At 69.0% G+C, this 20,601-nt stretch carries 9 protein-coding genes and 2 pseudogenes; 2 read left to right on the forward strand and 9 right to left on the reverse strand.

The window, feature by feature from the left end:
* Window positions 1–7: 7 nt before the first annotated feature.
* From OG309_RS03915 to OG309_RS03930, 4 genes are all read right to left on the reverse strand, one after another.
* Window positions 8–778: a class I SAM-dependent methyltransferase gene (locus tag OG309_RS03915; RefSeq protein WP_329418301.1), complete on the reverse strand. Its 771-nt coding sequence runs from the start codon at window positions 776–778 to the stop codon at window positions 8–10.
* Window positions 778–5,370, reverse strand: coding sequence for an aminotransferase class I/II-fold pyridoxal phosphate-dependent enzyme (locus OG309_RS03920; protein ID WP_329418302.1), 4,593 nt, complete (start codon window positions 5,368–5,370; stop codon window positions 778–780). The genes OG309_RS03915 and OG309_RS03920 overlap by 1 nt, the downstream gene beginning before the upstream one ends.
* Window positions 5,371–5,475: 105 nt before the next feature.
* Window positions 5,476–5,796: a putative quinol monooxygenase gene (locus OG309_RS03925; protein WP_329418303.1), complete on the reverse strand. Its 321-nt coding sequence runs from the start codon at window positions 5,794–5,796 to the stop codon at window positions 5,476–5,478.
* A gap of 90 nt (window positions 5,797–5,886) precedes the next feature.
* Window positions 5,887–6,660 carry an IclR family transcriptional regulator gene (locus tag OG309_RS03930; RefSeq protein WP_329418304.1) on the reverse strand — a complete coding sequence of 258 codons (774 nt, stop codon included), beginning with the start codon at window positions 6,658–6,660 and terminating at the stop codon, window positions 5,887–5,889.
* A gap of 367 nt (window positions 6,661–7,027) precedes the next feature.
* Here OG309_RS03930 and OG309_RS03935 point away from each other — a divergent pair, with 367 nt between their 5' ends.
* On the forward strand, window positions 7,028–8,776 hold the full coding sequence (locus OG309_RS03935; RefSeq protein WP_329418305.1) for a VanW family protein: 1,749 nt from the start codon (window positions 7,028–7,030) through the stop codon (window positions 8,774–8,776).
* 110 nt (window positions 8,777–8,886) lie between these two features.
* Here OG309_RS03935 and OG309_RS03940 read toward each other — a convergent pair whose 3' ends face one another.
* The 3 genes and pseudogenes from OG309_RS03940 to OG309_RS03950 all read right to left on the reverse strand — a co-directional run bounded on the left by OG309_RS03940 (window position 8,887) and on the right by OG309_RS03950 (window position 11,623).
* A complete protein-coding gene (locus OG309_RS03940; RefSeq protein ID WP_329418306.1) occupies window positions 8,887–10,314 on the reverse strand; it encodes an MFS transporter in 1,428 nt (475 codons plus the stop codon).
* Window positions 10,315–10,704: 390 nt separating this feature from the next.
* Window positions 10,705–11,481: pseudogene (locus tag OG309_RS03945) on the reverse strand (tyrosine-type recombinase/integrase).
* On the reverse strand, window positions 11,414–11,623 hold the full coding sequence (locus OG309_RS03950; protein WP_329418307.1) for a hypothetical protein: 210 nt from the start codon (window positions 11,621–11,623) through the stop codon (window positions 11,414–11,416). The pseudogene OG309_RS03945 and the gene OG309_RS03950 overlap by 68 nt, the downstream one beginning before the upstream one ends.
* Before the next feature lie 7 nt (window positions 11,624–11,630).
* Between OG309_RS03950 and OG309_RS03955 the strand changes: the two are divergent.
* Window positions 11,631–11,963, forward strand: a pseudogene (locus tag OG309_RS03955) (IS110 family transposase); the annotation flags it as partial.
* Window positions 11,964–12,561: 598 nt separating this feature from the next.
* Here OG309_RS03955 and OG309_RS03960 read toward each other — a convergent pair.
* On the reverse strand, window positions 12,562–12,993 hold the full coding sequence (locus tag OG309_RS03960; RefSeq protein WP_329418308.1) for a hypothetical protein: 432 nt from the start codon (window positions 12,991–12,993) through the stop codon (window positions 12,562–12,564).
* Window positions 12,994–14,014: 1,021 nt separating this feature from the next.
* Entirely contained in the window at window positions 14,015–20,440 is a 6,426-nt protein-coding gene (locus OG309_RS03965) for an RHS repeat-associated core domain-containing protein (protein ID WP_329418309.1), read from the reverse strand.
* Between the last annotated feature and the right edge of the window lie 161 nt (window positions 20,441–20,601).

Genomic DNA, 20,601 nt, shown 5'->3' on the forward strand with positions numbered 1-20,601 from the left:
CGGCGGCTCAGGACTCGGGCCGCACGGCGGTGAGGAGGAGGACGCCGGTGTCCCCGTACTCGGGCAGGGTGCGGTCCTTGGCCAGCCGGGAGATGGTCAGCGCGGTGGTGAGCGGGGCGAACACGGCGCGCAGGGCGGTCTCGTCGACCGGGCAGGCGGGCCACACCGGGCCGTCGCCGATGCGGTAGCTGGGCATGCGCTCCATGAAGGAGGCGACGAGTCGCCCGCCGGGGCGCACCGCGCGGACGAAGGCCTCGCAGAGGGCCGTGAACTCGTCGAAGTCCTCGGTGACGCTCTCGGCGACGAAGTTCATGGAGGCGCTGCCGTAGGCGCCGTCGGCGAGGTCCCCCGCGTACCCGGCGACGACCCGGACCCGGGCGAGGGCCTCCGGCAAGGTGGCGGGCAGGGTGGGGTTCAGGGTCCGGCACAGGTCGTAGAAGGGCGTCCAGCCTGGGTCCGGGCCGTGTGTCAGCTGCCCGCGGAGGTAGGCGCGGCCGGCGGAGGAGGGTTCGAGCGCGTCGATGCGGCGGACGGCGCCGGCGGCGAGCATCAGCGGGTAGAGGTTGGGGCCCGCGCCGAGTTCGAGGGAGCGGGCGGTGCCGCGGGGGGCGAACCCGCGGTAGAAGGTGGAGTGGTGGTGGATGACGCCGATGTCGCAGGGGTGCAGCCGGCGGTAGTTCTCGGCCAGGTAGGCGTCGACCGGCCAGGCGTCCCAGTCCGCGTCGCGGTTCCGGCGGGGCGTGTCCCGCCCGAGGGCGGGGCGGCGGGCCGTGGACATCACGGCTCCGGGGACTGTCCGGCCGGGACCGCGCCGGGACGGGCGGGCACACTGTGCTGGAGCGGGAAGCGCCGCGCGAGGGCGGTGAGCGCGTCGTCGAGCTGGTCGATCTCCTCGTCGGTGTTGGCGGCGGTGATCTGGACGCGGAAGCCGACCCGGTCGCGCGGCACCAGCGGGTAACTGGCCAGGGTGACGTAGATGCCGCGCTCCCACAGGAAGGCGGCGACGGCCGCGAGGTCGTCCGCTTCGGCGAGGGGGATCTCGATGATGGGCAGGCCGTCGGTGTTGGGGGTGTCGATGCCCAGGCCGCGCACGTGGTGCAGGACGCGGGCGGTCCTGCGGTGCAGGTCGGCGCGGAGCGCGTCGCCGCGTTCGTCGTTGACGTGGAGTCCGGCGAGGGCGGTGGCGAGCGAGGCGGTCGGTGAGGGGCCGGAGTACAGGTAGGGGGCGGCGGCCACCTTGAGGTGGTCCTTGAGGCGCCGGGGCACGGCGAGGAAGGCGAGCAGGGAGGAGTAGGCCTTGGAGAATCCGCCGACCAGGACGATGCCGTCGTAGCTCTCGCCGAGGTGGCGGACGATGCCGTTGCCGCGCGATCCGTACGGGCTGGTCTCGCCCGGGGTGCGTTCGCCGATGACCCCGAAGCCGTGGGCGTCGTCGACGTACAGCAGGGCGCCGTTGGCCCGGCAGATCCGGGCGAGTCCGGGCAGGTCGGGGTAGTTGCCGGTCATGCTGTTGACGCCGTCCATGCACACCAGCCGGGGGCCTCCGCCGGGCGCCTCCCGCAGCATCGTGTCGAGCTCCCACGGCCGGTCGGCGTGGAAGCGGTGCACCTCGGCACCTTGGCCGCGGGCGATGACGCAGGCGTCGTAGATCGTCCGGTGGGCCTGGGCCTCGACGTAGATCCGGCCGCCGGCGGCGAGCAGCGGGATGACCGACTGGTGGATGAGGGTGATGGTGGGCAGCAGCAGGGTGTCCGGGGCGCCGAGCAGGTCGGTGAGCCGTTCCTCGATGCGGGGGTAGAGGCGGGGGCTGCCGATCAGCCGGGACCAGCTGGGGTGGGTGCCCCAGGCACGGACCTGGGGTTCGATGGCGGCCATGATCTCGGGGTCGAGGTCGAAGCCGAGGTAGTTGCAGGAGGCGAAGTCGATCAGCCAGTGGTCGCCGACGCGGAGCCTGCGCCCGTCGATCTCGTCGATGACGGCGTCGCACATCGGACTGGTCCGCTTGAGCCGTTCCAGGTCGTGCCAGCGGGCGTCGGGGCGGGCGGAGGGGGATCCGGTTCTGGCTCTCGTTCCGGCTCCGCGACCTGATCCGGAACCGGGCGCGGAGGCGGCCGCGGACGCGGTGGGGGCGCGGGCGGGCGGACGGTCGGGGGTGCGGGCTGCCTCGGACGGGGGCGGCGGGGTGGCGGGACGGCCCGGGCCCGCGGCCCGGCCCCGCACGGCGTGCTTGGCCGGCTCGGGGGCGCGGCGCAGGAAGGTCTCGGCCTGGTGGGCGGTCATCGGCCGGGCGAAGAGGAAGCCCTGTCCGTAGCGGCAGCCCATGTCGGCGAGGAGGGCCCGCTGCTCCTCGTTCTCGATGCCCTCGGCGACGACCTGGAGCCCGAGGACGTCGGCGATGCGGACGATGCCCTCGACGAGCGCGACCTGCTGCCGGTCGGAGGTGATGTCGTCGATGAACGACTTGTCGACCTTCAGGACGTCGATGGGGAACTCGCGGAGATAGCTGAGCGAGGAGAAGCCGGTGCCGAAGTCGTCGATGGCGATGGAGACGCCGAGGTCCTTCAGCGCCCGCATGGTCGTGCCGATCTGCTCGTCCCTGCGCATCAGCACGCTCTCGGTCAGCTCCAGGACGAGGGAGTCGGCGGCGAGGCCGGTGGCACGCAGGGTGTGCCGGACCACGTCGAGCAGCCCGGGGTCGCGGAACTGGCGGGCGGAGACGTTGACGTTGGCGCGCAGCGGCGGGGTACGGGGGCGGGAGCGCTGCCAGCGGGAGATGTCCCGGGCCGCGTGGTCGAGGACCCAGGCGCCGAGCGGCATGATGTGCCCGCTCTCCTCGGCCAGGGTGATGAACTGGTCCGGCGGGACCATCCCCCGGCGGGCGTGCGGCCAGCGGATGAGGGCCTCGAAGCCGGCCAGGGCGCCGTCGTCGACCTCGACGATGGGCTGGTAGCGCAGGGCGAAGGCGTGGTCGGCGATGGCGGTGTCCATGCCGGCCTGGAGCTCGTGCCGGGCGACCAGCCGGGAGTGCAGCTCGGGCCGGAAGCGGCGCCAGCGCTTCTTGCCGGCGGCCTTGGCGGCGTACAGGGCGAGGTCGGCGTGGCCGAGGAGCTCCTCGGCGTGGGCGCTGTCGAGGACGGTGGCGACGCCCACGCTGGTGGAGACGGAGACGGCGCCGTCGGTGAGGCGGAAGGGCTGGCTGAGGGTGTGCACGATCTCGGCGGCGAGGGCCTCGGCGTCGCCGGGTTCGCGGGCGCCCTCGATGAGGACGCCGAACTCGTCGCCGCCGAGCCGGGCCGCGGTGTCGGTGAGCCGGAGCACGGAGGTGAGGCGGCGGGCGACGGCGACGAGGAGTTCGTCGCCGACGGAGTGCCCCATGGTGTCGTTGACGACCTTGAAGTCGTCGAGGTCGACGAAGAGCATGCAGGTCAGGGTGGCTTCGCGGCGGCCGCGCAGCAGGGCGCGCTCGATGCGTTCCAGGAGCAGCACCCGGTTGGGCAGGCCGGTGAGCGAGTCGTGGAAGGCGCGGTGGGTGAGCTCGCGCTCCAGTTTGCGCTGCTCGGTGACGTCCCGGAGGGTCAGGACCAGGCCGTGGACGGTGGCCTCGTTGCGCAGGTTGCTGCAGCGGACCTCGACCTCCAGGTCGGCGGCGCCGCCGTGCAGCAGCTTCCAGTCGTCGCGGGCGTCGATGTCGCCGCGCGCGCGGACGTCGGCGAGGATCCGCAGGGCGCTCTGCGCGTCGCCGGGGGCGAGGAGTTCGGTGAGGGGGGTGCCGGGCAGCAGGGAGTGGCCGAACATCGACTCGGCGGAGGGGCTGGCGTACCGGACGGTGTCGTCGTCGTCGACGATGAGGATGACGTCCGAGGTGTTGTGCACCAGGGTGCGGAAGTAGGCCTCGCTGGTGCGGCGGCTGACCTCCTCGCTGAGTCCGAACCGCTCCAGGGCGAGCGCCGCCTGGGAGGCGAGGGACTGGGCGGGGCCGGAGATCTCGAACAGCTTCTTGTCCGTGCCGGCGAACAGGAGCGCGCCGAGCAACGACTCGCCGGCGGCCGGGGCCTGGAGGGCGAGCGGGCAGACCAGCACATGGCTCTCGGGCTCGGCCGCGGCGGCGAGGGCCGGGTCGAGGCGGTCGACGGGGAGCAGCCGCCTGCCGTCGCCGAGGAGCTCGGTCCAGGAGACGCTCCGGGAGCCGGGGCCGGTGATCTCCGCGATCTGGATGTTCCACGGGTGGCCGGCGGTGGGCACGGCGGTGAGCCGGCCGCGCCGGTCGCGGGCGAGCAGGATCGTCCGGTGCGGCGTGCCGGCGCCGAAGAGGGTGGCGGCCGCGGTCTCGACGGCCGCGGCGACCTCGCGGGGGCTCAGGGCGGCGACCAGGGAGGCGGCGGCGACGCGCAGGCTGCGCTCGCGGGCCTCGGCCTTGCGGTGGTCGGTCATCATGCCCCAGAGCCGTACCAGGACCAGCAGGAACATGATCGCGGAGAAGATCGCGATGACACCGACGTCCCGGTCGGGGTCCCGGCGCAGCGACTGGAAGAGCAGCAGGGCGGGCGCGATGAGGGAGGCGGCCGCCAGCAGCAGGAGCCGCCGTTCGGCGATCCCCGGGGCCGGTGCGGGAGCGGGCTCGGTCAGGCCGGTCATCGAGGGGTGCAGGGCGGCGAGGCCCCATGCGGTGAAGAAGACCACCCAGCCGAGGTCCCAGGGGGTGCCGACCTGCCAGGTGCCCTCCATCTGCTGCATGCCGTAGACGACGTCGGAGAAGAGGATGCCGCAGGTGCCGAGGGTGAGGAGCTGGACGGCGCGGGAGCGCAGTCCGCCGGGTACGAGGAGCCGGGCGAGCATGGCGAGCATCAGCACGTCGCCCAGGGGGTAGGCGATGGAGATCGCGCGCTCGACCCACGTCATGTCGGGGGACGTGGCGAGCGGGGTGATCAGGTTGACCCAGGAGAGCAGGGCGAGCCCGGAGGTGAGGATGAGCGCGTCGAGCGCCACCGCGAGGTCCCGTCCGGCGGCCCGGTGGCGGATGAAGCCGTACAGGCCGAGGGCGAAGAGCGGATAGGTGGCGAGGTAGAAGGCGTCCGCGACGGAGGGGAAGGGCCGGTTCTGGTGGAAGAACGCCTCCAGCACGTTGTACGCGGTGTCGCCCGCGACGAAGGTGAAGTTGGCGGCGGCCAGCACGAGCCAGGGCCAGCGGCGGGCCGGGCGGTGCAGCCTGACGCCCGTGAGGATGGCGGCGACCCCGCTGAGGCCGATGAGCGCCCACAGCACGGTGTGCCGGGACGGCACCTCCAGGTAGGCGACGGTCAGGGCGGCCACGAACAGCACGTACACGAGGGTCCACCAGCGCAGTGGCCCGGTCAGCTGTCGCAGCGCCATCGTCGACCGCCCCCTTGCCAGGTGGCCCGCAGGAGCCCGAGTACGTCCAGTCTCCCGGGTACGGCGGGGCCGTGCATCTCGCGGCGCCCGGGAGACCGGAGCGTGTCAGCGGGCGAGCTCGCCCATGGCGCCCCAGCCCTGCTGCGGCACCTCGACGTTGATGATCTCGGGGGTGGACGCGATGGCTCCGGCCATCGTCTCCAGGCCGGCCTTGAAGTGGGCGGACGCGACGTGGGCGGCGCCCGCCTCGGCGTCGGCGAAGGCCTCCAGGAGGACGTACTGGTGCGGGTCGTCGACGCTGCGCGACCAGTCGAAGAAGAGGTTCCCGGGCTCCTCGCGGGTGGCGCGGGTGAAGTCGGCGACGAGGTCGAGCCAGGTGTCGGCGCATTCGGGGCGGGCGGTGAACCGTACGGCGATGAAGATCATGCCTCCACGGTGCGCCGCCGCCGGGCGCGCGGCCAGCCGGGGCGGCCGGGATTCCGGCAGGGTCGGAATCGGCGGGTGCCGGGGAGCCGGCTACGGGGTGGCGGGCAGCGCCGCGGTGAAGAGCGGGACGGCGCGGGCGAGGGCCGCGCGCACGGCACCGTGCCGCTGCCGGAACCCGTCGGTGGGCAGGGAGACCGAGACGGCGTGCACGACCCCGTCGCGACGGGCGGCCGGCAGCACGGTGGCCAGGCAGGTGTACGCGGGGTCCGCCTCCCCCACGGAGACGGCGAAGCCGCGCTCGCGCACCCGGGCGAGCTCCGCCTCGAAACGCTCGGGGCTGGTGATGGTGCGCTCGGTGTACCGGGCCATGCCGTGGGCGGCCAGATACCGCCGGCGCTGCGCGGCGGGCAGCTCGGCGAGCAGCGCCTTGCCGTGGGCGGTGGCGTGCGCGCGGGCTTCGGCGCCGGGCACGAAGGGGTGTGCGGTGTCGGTGACCGGCGCGGTCGTGTCGACGACGGTGATCCGTCCGTCCCGGTAGGCGGTGAAGTAGGCCTCGGCCCCGGAGCTGCGGCGCAGCAGCCCGAGCAGCTCACCGATGCCGACCTCGCCGCCGCCGAGCCCGTGATGGCGCTGGTAGGCCCGGTGCAGCGCGGGCACGCGGGGCCCGGGCGCGTACCCCTCGGGGGTGCGGACGAGGTGGCCGCGGGCGATCAGCGGACCGGTCAGGTGGTAGACGGTCGACAGGGCACACCCCAGCGTGCGGGCGAGCGCCTTCGCACTGACGGGCCGGTCGGCGTCGGCGACGGCGTCGAGGAGTACGAGGGCACGGTCGACGGACTGGGGTCCGGGCGGGGACGGGGGCACGGGATCCCAGCCTAGGGCCTGGCGGGGAGGGGGTGCGGGGGCGGGTACCGGGGGGGGTGGGGATGGGTACGGGGGCGGGCATGGGGGTAGGCGGGCGGTCTCGGGGGCGCGCGACGGGCTCGGGCTTCCGGCGGACTCGGGGATCCGAGGTCCTGCGGACCCGGGGGTCCGGTGGGCCCGGGGGTCCGGTGGGCCCGGGGATCCGGCGGGCCCGGGGATCCGGCGGGCCCGGGGATCCGGCGGGCCCGGGGATCCGACAGACCCGGGGATCCGACAGACCCGGGTGAGATGATCCTCATAGTCCGATAAGCCCGATTCCGCGTACGGTGTACCGATACCCCTGACTCCTTACGCACCGGGAGGGTGTGTGCGCCGCTCCACGACCGACCACCCCACCGCGGCCCCCGCTGGGCGCCGCGGTCACATACGCAAGGCGGCGCTCGCGACCGGCGCGGTCGCGGCCGTCGCCGGAGGGCTGTACGTGGCGGGCCTCGTCGCCGCCGGGGACGACATATCCGCGGGCACCCGCGTCGACGGGGTGGACATCGGCGGGCTGAGCCGCGCCGAGGCCGCGGCCCGGCTGACGTCCGCCGCCCCCGCCGCCTGGAAGGACCCGCTGAAGGTCCGTATCGGCGACACGGACGCGACCGTCGACCCGGCCGCCGCCGGACTCACCGTCGACGTGGCGGCCACCGCCGACAAGGCGGCGGACCCGTCACGCGACCCGGTCACCGTGATCGGCCGCCTCTTCTCCTCGGGCGAACGGGAGATAGAGCCGGTCGTCGCGTTCGACGCCGCCAAGGCGCGCGCCGCGGTCGACGCCACCGCCAAGGAGCACGACCGTACGGTCCGCGAGGGCGCCGTGGCGTTCAAGGACGGCAAGGCGGTCCCCACCCAGCCACGCGACGGGCGCGCGCTCGACGCGGCGGCGGCGGTCGACGCCCTGCGCGGCGCCTACCCCGCGGCCGGCGGTTCGGCCCCCGTGACGCTGCCGGTCTCCGTGACGCAGCCGAAGGTGCAGGCGGCCGAGGTCTCCCGCTTCATGAAGGACTTCGCCTCCCCGGCCATGTCCGGCCCGGTGACCCTGACCTCGGGCGACAAGCGGCTCGCGATCTCCGCGGCCACACTCGGCGACCACCTGAGCGTGACGGCGGCCGACGGGCGCCTGAACTCGTCCCTCGACACCGCCTCCCTGCTGCGCGACCCGGACGTCTCCGGCCCGCTGGACTCCTTCACCGGCGCCCCGGTCGAGGCCCGGCTCGGCGTGCAGGACGGCAAGGTCGTCGTCGAGCGGGACGGCCGCCCGGGCCGCGAGGTGTCGCCGGCCGCCTTCCAGCAGGCGGTGGAGCCGCTGCTCACCAAGGAGGGGCAGGCGGCCCGTACGGCTCCGGTGCCGACGACGGTGACCGAACCCGAACTGTCGTCGAAGTCCCTGGCCGCACTGGGCATCAAGGAGCAGATGTCGACGTTCACGGTGAACTTCCCGACCGCTCCCTACCGGACGACGAACATCGGCCGGGCCGTCGAGCTGATCAACGGCTCGCTGGTGAAGCCGGGCGCGGTGTGGAGCTTCAACCAGACGGTCGGCGAACGCACGAAGGCCAACGGCTTCGTGGACGGCACGATGATCATGGACGGCCAGTACCAGAAGGCACCGGGCGGCGGTGTCTCAGCGGTGGCGACCACGATGTACAACGCCCTGTTCTTCGCCGGCGTCCAGCCGGTCGAGCACGGCGCGCACTCCTTCTACATCGAGCGCTACCCGGCCGGCCGCGAGGCGACGGTGGCGTGGGGCACGCTGGACCTGAAGTTCCGCAACGACTCGGGCAAGCCGATCTACATCAAGGCGAGCTCGACGGACTCGTCGGTCACGATCAGCTTCCTCGGCACGAAGAAGTACGACTCGGTGGAGGCGGTCGCGGGCCCGCGCACGAACATCAAGCCGCCGGCCGAGCGCAAGGACCCGAGCCCGAAGTGCGAGATCCAGGAACCGCTGGAGGGCTTCGACATCAAGGTCGACCGGGTCTTCAAGAACGGCGGGGCCGAGGTGAAGCGCCAGACGTTCTCGACGCACTACACGCCACGGGACAAGGTGACGTGCGTGGGCAAGGAATGACGCCCGCCTGAGACGACACCGGCCGAACGGGCGATGGCCCCCCTCCTTCCGGAGGGGGGCCATCGCCCGTTCAGGAACCACTCGTGGGCCGCTCACGAGCCATGCGAGGCTCAGGCGTCGGCACCACGGACGGACCCGCCGGCGGAAACCCCCTGAGCACCCGCGGCACCTCCTGCACCCGCCGCACCCGCCGCGTCCACGCCGTCCTCGGCGATCCCGGCGAGGTCCCGGTGCCGGGTCTCACGGGCGCAGCCGAGGGCGACGACGGTGAGGAGGGCGGCGGCGATCACGTAGAGGGCGATCGGGGTGGAGCTGTCGTAGTCGGCGAGCAGCGCGGTGGCGATGAGGGGGGCGGGGGCCCCGGCGGCGACGGAGGAGAACTGGGCGCCGATGGAGGCCCCGGAGTAGCGCATGCGGGTCGCGAACATCTCGGAGAAGAAGGCGGCCTGGGGGGCGTACATGGCGCCGTGCAGGACGAGGCCCACGGTCACGGCGAGCAGGAGGCTTCCGAAGGACCCCTGGTCGATCAGGGAGAAGAACGGGAACATCCACAGCCCGACGCCCACGGCGCCGACCAGGTAGACAGGCCGCCGGCCGACGCGATCGGACAAGGCCCCCCAGAGCGGGATGACGGCGAAGTGGACGGCGGATCCGATGAGGACGGCGTTGAGGGCGGTCTGCTTGGAGAGCCCGACCTGGGTGGTGGCGTAGACGAGGATGAAGGCGGTGATGACGTAGTAGCTGATGTTCTCGGCCATACGGGCGCCCATGGCGATGAGCACGTCGCGCCAGTGGTGCTTGAGGACGGCGACCAGCGGCATCTTCTCGGTCTGGCCCGCGGCGTCCGCCTTGCGCTGCTCGGCGGCGGCGAGTGCGGCCTTGAAGACGGGCGACTCGTCGACCGACAGGCGGATCCAGAGCCCTACGATCACGAGCACGCCGGAGAGCAGGAACGGGATCCGCCAGCCCCAGGACAGGAACGCGGAGTCGGACAGCAGCGCGGTGAGCGCGGAGAGCACACCGGTGGCGAGCAACTGCCCGGCCGGCGCCCCGGTCTGCGGCCACGAGGCCCAGAACCCACGCCGCCGCGCGTCCCCGTGCTCGGACACGAGCAGCACGGCCCCGCCCCACTCACCGCCGAGCGCGAACCCCTGCACCAGCCGCAGCGCGGTGAGCAGCAGCGGCGCGGCGGACCCGACGGTCGCGTGCGTCGGCAGCAGCCCGATCGCGAACGTCGCCCCGCCCATCAGCAGCAGGCTGAGCACCAGCAGCTTCTTCCGCCCGAGCCGGTCCCCGTAGTGCCCGAACACGAGCGCACCCAACGGCCGCGCCGCGAACCCGACGGCGTAGGTGAGGAAGGACAGCAGGGTCCCGACCAGCGGATCGGACTCGGGGAAGAACAACTTGTTGAACACCAGCGCCGCGGCCGACCCGTAGAGGAAGAAGTCGTACCACTCGATGGTGGTGCCGATGAGGCTGGCGGCGACGATGCGCTTGAGGGAACCGGGAGGCGTGGGGGCGTGTGTTGCGGCGGCCATGTGCACCACTTCCGAGCGGGCGAGGGGGACTGTTACGTGTCGCCACACCGTAGGAATGCGCAGGTCAGGGGCGTATGTGGTGGGACACCATAGTTCCGGGGCCCGGGGTGCGCGGGGGCACCATGCCCACCTCTCCGCGCCTCGCCGAGCTCCACCGGACGGCGCTCGACGAGGCCCGGAGAGGCCTGTCAGCTTTGCGTGCTGCGCCCCGGTTTGGGGGCGGGGTTCTGGATCCCGTGCTGGTTCGGTGCTGACCCGAAAGCCCATGTCAGCACCCCTGGGAACCTGTCCCGTGCTGGTTCGGTGCTGACTACGGAGCGTTGAACCGGGACATTCAGGCAGGGATCGGACGGGGTCCGAAGCCAGTCAGGCGTGCCTCGACGCGAGGTCTCACGCGGCCGTGACGAGCGCGTCGAACTCCAGGGGCAGCGTCAGTTCGGTCTCGCGGGTGAAGACGGCGTCCATGAGGCTCCGCAGCCGCTCCGGCGCGTCCGGCATGACGTGCGCGTACGTCTCCAGGGTGATCCGCGGATCACGGTGCCCCAGCCATTCGGCCACGTCCGATACCGGCACGCCCTTCGACAGGCCGGCGGAGGCGAAGAAGTGCCGCAGCCAGTGCGGTGTGATCTACCTCGTGATGCCGGCGCTGGCCTTGGCGCGGCGCCAGAGCCGGTCGACGAGGGAGTACATGAGGATGTTCGTGCGCCCGACGTTGGAGAACAGGTAGTCGCCCGCGAGCCGGTTCAGCCCTTCCTCCACCCGGAAGGTCCCATGCAGCCTGACATGCTCCCTCACCTTGGCAGCGATGTAGGCGGGCAGCGGTACAGCCCTGCCTTCGTCCATGTCACGCCATTTCAGGTGCCGGATGCGGTGGGCCCGGCCACGCCCCTTGGTGCGAGCCCTCTGCCTGGGCGTCTTCGGTTTCTCGTTCTCGCCATCCTGCGTGACCTGCCGGTCCACGAAGAGCGTGCCGGCCTCGAAGTCGATCTGTTGCAACGTCACAGCAGTCGCCTCGCCGATACGCAGTCCGCAGCCGACCATCAGCCAGACCAGCAGCTTGTACGGTCCGGGCAGATGCCGCTCGATCGCCTCGATCTCCTCAAGCGTCGGAAGCTGGATCCGCTTCCTCGCCCTGGGCTTCGCCCTCCTCCTGCTCGTACGGACCATGCTGGCAGGGGTTCTTGGCTATGCACTCGTTGGCGACAGCGAAGCCGAAGACACCGGAAAGAGTCTCGTATCGGTTGATCGCCGTCGACTCCTTGTAGCCACGGGTCTCGACGATCCACTTCAGCCACGCCTGCAGATCCACCGGCCAGCACCCGGCTGCCCTCACCCTGCTGGAGCGGTTCGGTTCACCGGCTCAGATCCGCAAGGCCAGCTGTCTGCGGCTGGTCACGCTGTTACGGCCGAAGGCCCCCAGGATGACTGAGCGGCTCGTCGAGGAGATATTCGCCGCCTGGGACGAACAGACCGTCACCGTTCCCGGCACTGAGGCGGCGGCACTGATCGTCCCGAGCCTGGTCGGATCGCTGACCGCGGTCCTTGGCCAGCGGAAGCTGCTGGCCGGACGCATCGAGGAATTCCTGGAGGCCCACCCTCTTTCGAAAGTCCTGACGTCGATGCCGGGGATCGGCGTCAGGGCCGGAGCCCGCAGGCTTCCGAGCTCGCCCCGGTCGAACATCAGGACCCTGGAACCCCGCGACCAAACACGTCTACCTGGCAGTTCTCGCCCCCGACACCTCTGCGAGCTGGACCTACGAATACGCGGGCATCGACACAGCGGCGGTTGGCTGACGCACGCTTCGCCACCACCGGGGTCACCGCAACAGCTTGACCAAAGAGATAGGAGCCCCCGGACCTGGTCCAGCACGCCGGCCGGTTCATGAAGATGCTGGACCGTTTCTGGGACATCAACGACAACCCGTTCGGCGAGCTGCCCTTCTCTCGCCATGCAACGAGACTGCGCGACAAGATCGAGCAGCACTCGGATAGGCCATCAGGGCCGTCCTCCAGCAACGGACGCCGCCTTGCAAGTCATGCGGCATCTCCCCAAGCCACACGTGGGTGGCATGCAGCGTAGCGACAGCGCGGGCCACAGAAAGGCGCCCGCGCAGCGCCGGTCGGGCCATCCGATACCGGTTGCCGACCGTACCCGGCACACCGAATCGCTTACCCGAAATCGGCATCCACGCCAAGCGCGAAGACCTTTCGGTGGCCTCTTATCAGGTACTGTCGACGGGGAAGCGACTATTCATCGCCACTTCCCAGTGGAATAAACGGGTCGAAAGTGTAGTAGCGGGACATCTGTTTAACATCCTCCACGAGGTTGGGGCCTGCGAATTCGCGAAACTTGAACCAAGTTTCAGGGAACCCGAGAAGGTAATCGGTCACCCGAATGCTGGCCATCTCCGGGACGGCCGCCCGGTCACTCGACAAAAGTGTTTCTATGAGATCGGCCGACTCTCTCAGCGTGAACACTTCAGGCACCTCAAGTGCTGGGAGTAGGATCCCCTCCACGAAGATTTGACTAACGAGGGAATACGGGCCAACCTCGGCGTCAAGATCGCCCATCAGGTCCCTATGATCGCGCTCCAGGGCCAGGATTGCCCCCCTATGGTTCGGGAATTTGCCCCAAATCAGCTGGCGGACATAGAGCCCATCCGAAATCTCTTCAGGCACGATAGATTCATCCTTTCCAAGAAGGGGTGCCCCCTCGCAAGAAGGTGGCACCCCGAACCTCGTCCGCGAATCAGGCGATATTTTCCGGATCGACCACACACTTTCCGCCGAACGAGCAGTCTTCCTGACGGAATGGCGCAGTGGCCGAGTCGGCGATAAATAGGATCTCGCCCACAATCCCAAGGCCGACCTGGGAGACGTCGTCCCCGCGCCTGCGGGGGTCTTCCGCGTGGAGCGGGGCCGTGGCCGACACACATCGCGTCGTCCCCGCGCCTGCGGGGGTCTTCCGCGTGGAGCGGGGCCGTGGCCGACACACATCGCGTCGTCCCCGCGCCTGCGGGGGTCTTCCGAGCCTCCTCATCGCTAGCACAGCCCCACTCACATACGGGCTTGGCAGTGGGAGAGCGACGCCGTACTCGCCGACGGCCGCCTGCTCCTGGCATGGCTGGACGAGCACACGGTATTCCCATCACTCTAGATCCCCTTACCCACAACTATTCGCGGAGACTTGCGGGCGACTCCAGCAAGATCTCGACACCCGCCATCGAAACAAGCGCGATCCAACCCTCTCGAAGTGTCATCTCATGTAAAGACTCGCACCGCAGCCCATGAGGGCGACGGATGGATTTACCCAGAGAAACCTTGCCTCTGATTGACGGGACAGCCCTACACGAGAACTTCGACAGCTCAAAGAAAAGAGCGAGCGAACGATCACAAAGTCACGCGAACTTTCAGCTACCGATCCATGCCATCACCCATCTCTTCGATTCTCTTCTTGCGCCATCGATTCGACCACGAGATAACGAAAATGGAAGAAATGAGCAAAAGAATAGGGATGCCCCAGAGTGCAACCATGAAGAGTTGACCCACCGACTCCACGAAATGACCTCCAATTGAATCCAACTAAACTCGACCACCGAAAAAGGGACACGGCAGCCCCAAGGGGCTACCGTGCCCCGAAAAGCACAACCGGGCGCTCGGACACTGCGAAGCCGCACATTGCACACTCCGCAGGATCCGGCTAACTCACGCTACCACTCCACTGATCCCACGAGAACACCTTGGTCCAGTAGAACTCCTGCCGCACGCGAGTACCCGTTCCACTCGCCACGTTTCCACCACCGCATGCGTGGTCGTGACAGAAGGAGGTCCAGTCCGTATTGTTCGCCGCCTTAAAATTGACGGTCACCGTTCGAGCCCTCTTGTTGATTTTGGCCACTTGGTAGCTTTCGCTCCAGGAGCCAACGACTACCTCAAAATCTGGATTACCGAATCTAGTGACCAGCCCGAGGGCATCCTTCCAGCTCCCGGGGCGGTTGGCGGGGTGCCAGCCCGACTTCGGTCCGACATTACTAAACTTACCCTGCCGAGCCAGTTCAGCGATTTCCTTCTCGAACGCCTTGTTGTGACTACTTCCGGCGATCATGCGAGTCATCTTCGACTGCGGACCGAAAACCAGCACGGGTATATACTGCCCCATCCCGTTCATCCACATGTCCGCTATGTCATACGGACCAAGCTCATTCACCGCGGAGAGGAAAGCAGGGTCGGTCGAATAGCCAAGCGGATACTCTATATCGCCGTAGTATTCGGGAAGGGCCGAGCATTTTCCTGAAACGAATGGGTAAATCGCACACGACGACTTCGAGTCATCAAGGTCGCCGAGCCCCTTACTTCCCCCGCTAGTGCCCTTACCAGCAGACTTAGTGGGATCTCCATCACCCTTACTGCTGCAGGCGTAGTAGCATCCTCCAGCTCCGGTTCCGCCCGGGGGGACACCCGGTGTGCTGCTTTGACCGCCGCCCGGGCCACCGCCAGGCTCGTTGTGGCCTGTCCCGTCGTCGATCCACAGACCCGTGGTGTCGCTGGAGGTCACAGGGGTGTTGTTTGCGTACGCGTAGCCGTTCAGCGACTGGTGCTGGTCGAGGACCAGAGCCGGGTCCACGCTGATGAACTGGCCGATGACCGGGTCGTACTCGCGGGCACCGATGTGCGTGAGGCCTGTGGTCTTGTCAGCGGTCTTGTCCAGGAAGCCCCTGTCCGTCGGCCACGTGCCGATCGCTCCGCCACGCTCGGCTCCGAAGGGCGTCATGTAGCGCTTGGTGGCGGTCTGAGTCGTGTCGGAGGTGACGGCGAGGGTCTGCGTGCCGTGGTGGTCGCCGGCGAGGAACTGGACCTGGACGGTGCCGGTCTGGTTCGTGCGGACGGCGATCGGGGTGCTGCCGGCGGTGTAGGTGCGCTGTGCCCAAGTACTCTTGTCCGCCCTGAGGTGAAGCTCAGTGGCCCCGGCGTACAGGATCCGCTCGCCACCCGTGGTGTTACGGATGAGCAGGGTCCCGTCGGCGTCGTAGATGTAGTCCGTGGACGTGCTGTTCTCGACGAGCTTGGCCAGCCGTCCCTCGTCCGACCAGGTCAGTTCCTGCTGCGCCGTTTTCCCCGGGCGCTTGGTGGTGTTTCCGGTGGTGTCGTAGTCGTAGACCTTGTCCTTTGCCGGGTCGGCGGTGCCGCACGCGGTGCGGGCTGTGGTGTACCGCAGGGCATGAGGCTGGTTGGCCGCGTTGTAGCAGTACGTCGTCGTGGTGTCGCCCGTGGCGGCGTGCTGGGTTTCGGTCTGCCGCTGGCCGCCCTGGTTGTAGGTGTACGAGGTCCAGTAGGGGGCCGGTCCGGACAGTGTGGTGGCGTCCTTGGTGTCGGTGCAGTTCTGGGATGCCGGGGTCCAGGCTTCGGTCAGGCGGCGGTAGCCGTCGTAGGTGAAGCACTGGGTCTCGGCCTTGCCCTTGCCTCCGAGGGTGGCCGGGTCGGCGATCGCGGTGATGTTGCCGGCCTGGTCGGCGGTGTAGGTGAGGTCCTGAGGCATGTACGGGTTGGTCTGGTCCACGACGAAACTGCGGAGCAGACGACCGGTGCCGGTTTCGTAGCGGTTGTTGACGTAGAGGTTCTTCTCACCGGTGCCGCCACGGCCGAGCGTGAGTTGTTCGACCTGGCCGAGCGCCGAGTAGTTGGCGTTCTGGAGGTAGTCGCTGGCGCCCTTCACCGTGGTGAGCTGTCCCAGGCTGCCATAGGTGTAGCCGATGAGCTCGCTCGCAAGGCCGCCCATCGCCGGCTCAGAGGTACGGCTGACTGTGCCGTCGATGCGGTAGAGGGTTTCGAAGTCGAGCGTGCCGTTCGTAAGGGGGGCGTACAAGGTGTCCGTGATCGGCAGCGTGAGCCGGGTGTTGGTGGGACGTGAGAGGGCGTCGTAGGCGGTGACCGACTTGGTGTAGGCGTCGCCGGTCTTGCCCTTGATGTAGCGGGTCGAGCTCGCGGGGAGCCCCAGCCCCTTGGAGACCGTGTCGTACGTGCGGCTGGTCAGCAGGTTGGCGTCTGCCACCGTGCCCGCCCAGGTTTCGGTGGGACGGCCGAGGACGTCGTACGCCGTCACCACGCTCTTGCCGCCCGTCGTAACCTTGTTCGGTCGGTCCAGCACGTCGTACTCGGTCGACGTCGTGCCCTTGTCCGGGTCCACCGCCGTCTTCTGCCGGCCGAACTGGTCGTAGGTGTACCTCCATACGGCCTTGTCCGGGCCGACGATCTGGGCCTGCTTACCGTCCAGCGTGTAATCGAACGTCGTCGACGTGTAAGAGGACCCCAGCGTTGCCCCGTACTGGCTGTCGGCAGGGTTGGGGCCCGCGTACTCACGGGTCTCCGCCGTCCGTCCCAGGGCGTCGACGATGGTCCGCTTTGCCGAACCTCCCTGCAACGCCGTCGTGGCGGTGGAGTCACCGGTATAGCTGGTGCTCGTACTCCACTTCTGCACGCCGAAGACACGCAGGGTGCTCGTCGTGGCCCGCTCGGCACCGTCGAAGAGCGTCTCCGTCTGCACGGGCGCCCCACCGTACTCCGCTCGCTGATACGTGCCCGTGGGGCCGCTGCTGGTGTTGAAGACGTCCGCGTAGGTCTCGTACGCGAGGCCTCGGCTGTTGTAGCGCGTGTCGGTCAGCAGCCGGCCGCCCTGTGGCGTCGGTGACTGCGTCTGAAGGGGGCGCAGCAGGGAGTCGTAAATCGTGTAGCTGTCGTTGTACGTCGTGCCGTCAGCCTTCAGGGTCGAGGTCCTGACCCAGGACTGGGTAGTGTCGCTGAGCGAGTAGGCGTACTTGATGTTGGCCGTCTCGGTGCTGCTGATGCGGTTGGGCAGCCAGACATCGGTCAGGCGGCCCAGCGCGTCGTACGCGAGCTCGGTCTTCTTCCCGTTCGCGTCATACGTACGTAGCGGGAGGCCGCGCCTCGGGTCGAAGTACGTGTTGACGTTGTGGCTCTTGGCGTTGGTGACCCTCGTGCTGGTCAACGGGCGCATGTCCGCGGGGGTGTACGTCGTGGTCGTGGCGTTCCCGCCGGCGTCGGTGACGGAGGTCGGACGTCCCAGTGTGTCGTATGCGGTGCTGGTGAGGTCGTCCCAGCTCACCTTCCCGGCTGCGGGGTACGAGGATGCCCGTCCGGTCCAGGTCGGCAGCCCATTAGTCGGTGTCATCGTCGCGGACCAGCCGATGTTGTCGTACGAGATCGCGGTGTCCGACAGGACGTTGCCCCGCGTGCCGTCCGCATTGGCGAGCTTCAGATCCGATTCGGGGACGTTGCAGTCCCCGCTGACCTGACGGACGCGGGATACCAGGTTGGTGAGGCCTGCGTTGTCATTGCGGGCGTACCAAGTTTCGGTACAGGTCTCGTCGCCGGTCTTCGCCTCGTCTCCCAAGTCGACGGCCTTGGTCGGCATGCCGTATGCGTCGAAGCCCAGGGTCGCAGTGGCACGGGACCGCCAGGTGCCGGCTGCTGTGAGGTAGGTGTAGGTGGTCGCTTGCTCTGTCCGGACGAACCGGGCGACGTGGTCGTCGGCGTCGGGGATGCTCTTCTGGCGCGCGGATTCCTTCGACCACGGCTTGCCGGCAGTGGCCGTGAGAGGGGTCGAGCCGTCGTACGTGACCTGTTCGCGCAGGGTGCCTGCGTACTGGTCGCTGTCCACGAGGGTGGGGACGTTGATCGGTGGCTGTGCGAGCTTCACGACGGAGGCGGACTTGGTCGTACCGTCCTTGTTCTTGTCTCCGTGCATGCCCTGCATGTACAGCGAGACGGTCTTGGAGCGGGGGAAGATTGTGCTGTCTGCCCCCTTGTACGAGGTCACTTCACGGTAGCCGCGCCAGTCGGACCACGTCCGTTCGGCCTTCGGGGTAAAGGGATCATCGTTGTAGTGCCAAGCGGCGCCGCTGTAGACGTACGAGTACTCGACGGCGTCGTTGCCCGCAAAGCCGGCGGTCGTCACGCCCAGGACGCGGTATTTGTGGAACCAGTCCAGCTTTGCATCCGGCGCACCATTGATGTGCCAGTACTGCGGGTAGCAGTTTCGGGTGTTCGTGTCCTCAGCCGGAAGCTGGCTACGCACGCACTCCTCGGCGGACAGCGTCACCTTGGTGATGCCGCCTGTCTCGGAGGTGATGGTGGAAATGCGCGGGCGGGTCAACGGCAGGACGTCGTCCGTGCTGCCGTCCACCCGGTTGCGCAGCTTCGTGTACGTGAATGCCACGGGCTTCATGGGCAGCGCCGCCGACCCGGCGTTCGCGGTCCTTGTGATGGACTTCAGGGTCAGTGTCTGGTCCGACGGGACAGCGAGGTCACCGTTCGCCACGTACTCCTGGGCGAACGCCCAGGAGTCCACCGGGTCGTAGCCGTTGGTGGAACCGATCCGCGAGCCAGTGTCGATACCGATCAAGCGCTTGCGGCTGAAGAACGAAGGTGAGGTGGCGGAACAGTCGGTGGAATCCTTGTCACAGAGTGCGTCGAACGGCACGTCCGGCCACATGTCGGCAGTTTCTTTGATGAGCGCGGGGCAAAGGTCCCCGTCGGTGTCGCACCGCTCCGTGTACCGGAGTGTGACCTTCGCTCCGGCGGGGCTGAACAGCGCGTCCTTGCGCAGCCCGTACTTGATCTCCGTCAGATAGCCACCGCGGGTGTAGGCGGCGTCGGCCTTCGTGGCCTTGTTCTTCTTGTAGTAGTTGCTCTCCTTGGCGTACCAGTACGTGGCCGCGTTACCGCGGGTGTCCTCGACGTAGTCGAGGTTCCAACGCCATGCCTTGTTCAAGGAGCGGGCCGCGAACGTCGTGCCCTTGTCGTAGCCGGGCTCTCCGACGTTGTCGCCGAAGACCGGGGCGGCCCACGCGGAGTTGGTGCGTTCGGTGGTGGCGCCGTCGAGCTTGTCCTTTCCGAAGACGTACTTGGTGCCGTCCCCGGTGGTGACAGTCCAGTACTCGCCTTCGTCGTCGGTGTTGTCGGCCCCAGTGGAGCGGGTCACCTGGGAGGCGTCGTCGTTCTCGAGCCGCCAGGTGTCCTGAGACACCTTGACCAGGCGGGAAGACTTGCCGTTCAGGACGAGACGGGCGTTGTCGTACTTCCAACACCGGTCGAAGACGTCGTCGTGCCCCTCGTCGTCGCAACTGGCGTACGAGCGCTCAATGTACGACTCGGTGAAGGCGAAGCCCTCACCTACCGAAGTGCCTTGGTTGTTGCTGGTGCCGGTACGGCCGTCGATGCTGCCCGAGTCGTAGGAGATTCCCAAAGACGGGACCGGTCCCGCTGCGACTGGCGGCAGTGTGAGGCCGTACGACCAGGTGAACGATCCGGAGTTGCCACCGGCTGCCCAGGACGAGGACGCGGACAACGGTGTCGCACCGTAGTCGCCGGTGCCCTTGGGGGACTGGGTGCCCGCTCCGGAGGCTGTCAGCGCCAACACGGTCGCGTCCGAGCCGGCCGCGCCCAGCTGGGTAGCGGTTCCGCTGTCAGCCTTGGCGATCACCACCGGTGCCGACACCGTGCGCCGCTTGGTGTCGTTACGCGAGGCGAGAGGCTTCTGGATCCGGCACTCCGCCTTCTGCGGAGTCGTCAACGCGCAGGCCGGAAGCTGGACGAGGCGGAGACGGCCGGACCAGCCGCCGCCGATCGCCGAGGCGAAAGCGTCGTAGCCGACGCTGACCTCGGCACTGCCGCCCTGCTGCGCCTCGGCCGTCAGCACGACGCCTGTGATGCCGAGCCGACTGGCGATCGTCTGGTCAAGGACGGTGACCGTTGCCTCAGCTCCCGTCGGGACGCCGGCCTTGCCCTTCACTGGTGTCACGGCGACCGGCAGACCGCCGGGCGTTGCGGTCGCAGCCTCCTTGGCGAGTGTCAGGTCGGCGGCACCGGCCTTCGGCCAGTCGTCGCGCTGCCGCTCTATACGGGCCCGGCCGGCTTCTGCCTCGTTGTCACGCAACTCCTTGGCGACCTGCGCGCGGGCCTTCCGCGCAACTACGTCGTTGACCGGCTCAACCCTACTCGCGCGCGGCGCAGGCAGGGCCGGACGGCCCAGTCCCCCCTCGCCGTCTGCGGCGGCGACCGGCGTGAGGCCGATCGGTACCGACAGCGCCGCCGCCAGTGGCAGAACCACCAGTGCGCGGCGGCGCCGGAAGCCGGCCCTGCCCCGCCAAGTAGTCGTCGTTCTTCTGCCGAATATCACAGAGACTCTTCCCCACCCTCGTCAACAATCCTGAACAGCGGCGAGCCGACGACGCGCCGCGAGAAAGGGGGCAGCACCCGGCAGCGCCGTAC

This window comes from Streptomyces sp. NBC_01268 (assembly GCF_036240795.1).
Classification (GTDB): Bacteria; Actinomycetota; Actinomycetes; order Streptomycetales; family Streptomycetaceae; genus Streptomyces.

What these genes read in the sequence shown, in the direction of transcription:
- OG309_RS03915 (WP_329418301.1), bottom strand. Translation starts at nt 778, where the DNA reads ATGTCCACGGCCCGCCGCCCCGCCCTCGGGCGGGACACGCCCCGCCGG.
- OG309_RS03920 (WP_329418302.1), bottom strand. Translation starts at nt 5,370, where the DNA reads ATGGCGCTGCGACAGCTGACCGGGCCACTGCGCTGGTGGACCCTCGTG.
- OG309_RS03940 (WP_329418306.1), bottom strand. Translation starts at nt 10,314, where the DNA reads ATGGCCGCCGCAACACACGCCCCCACGCCTCCCGGTTCCCTCAAGCGC.
- OG309_RS03925 (WP_329418303.1), bottom strand. Translation starts at nt 5,796, where the DNA reads ATGATCTTCATCGCCGTACGGTTCACCGCCCGCCCCGAATGCGCCGAC.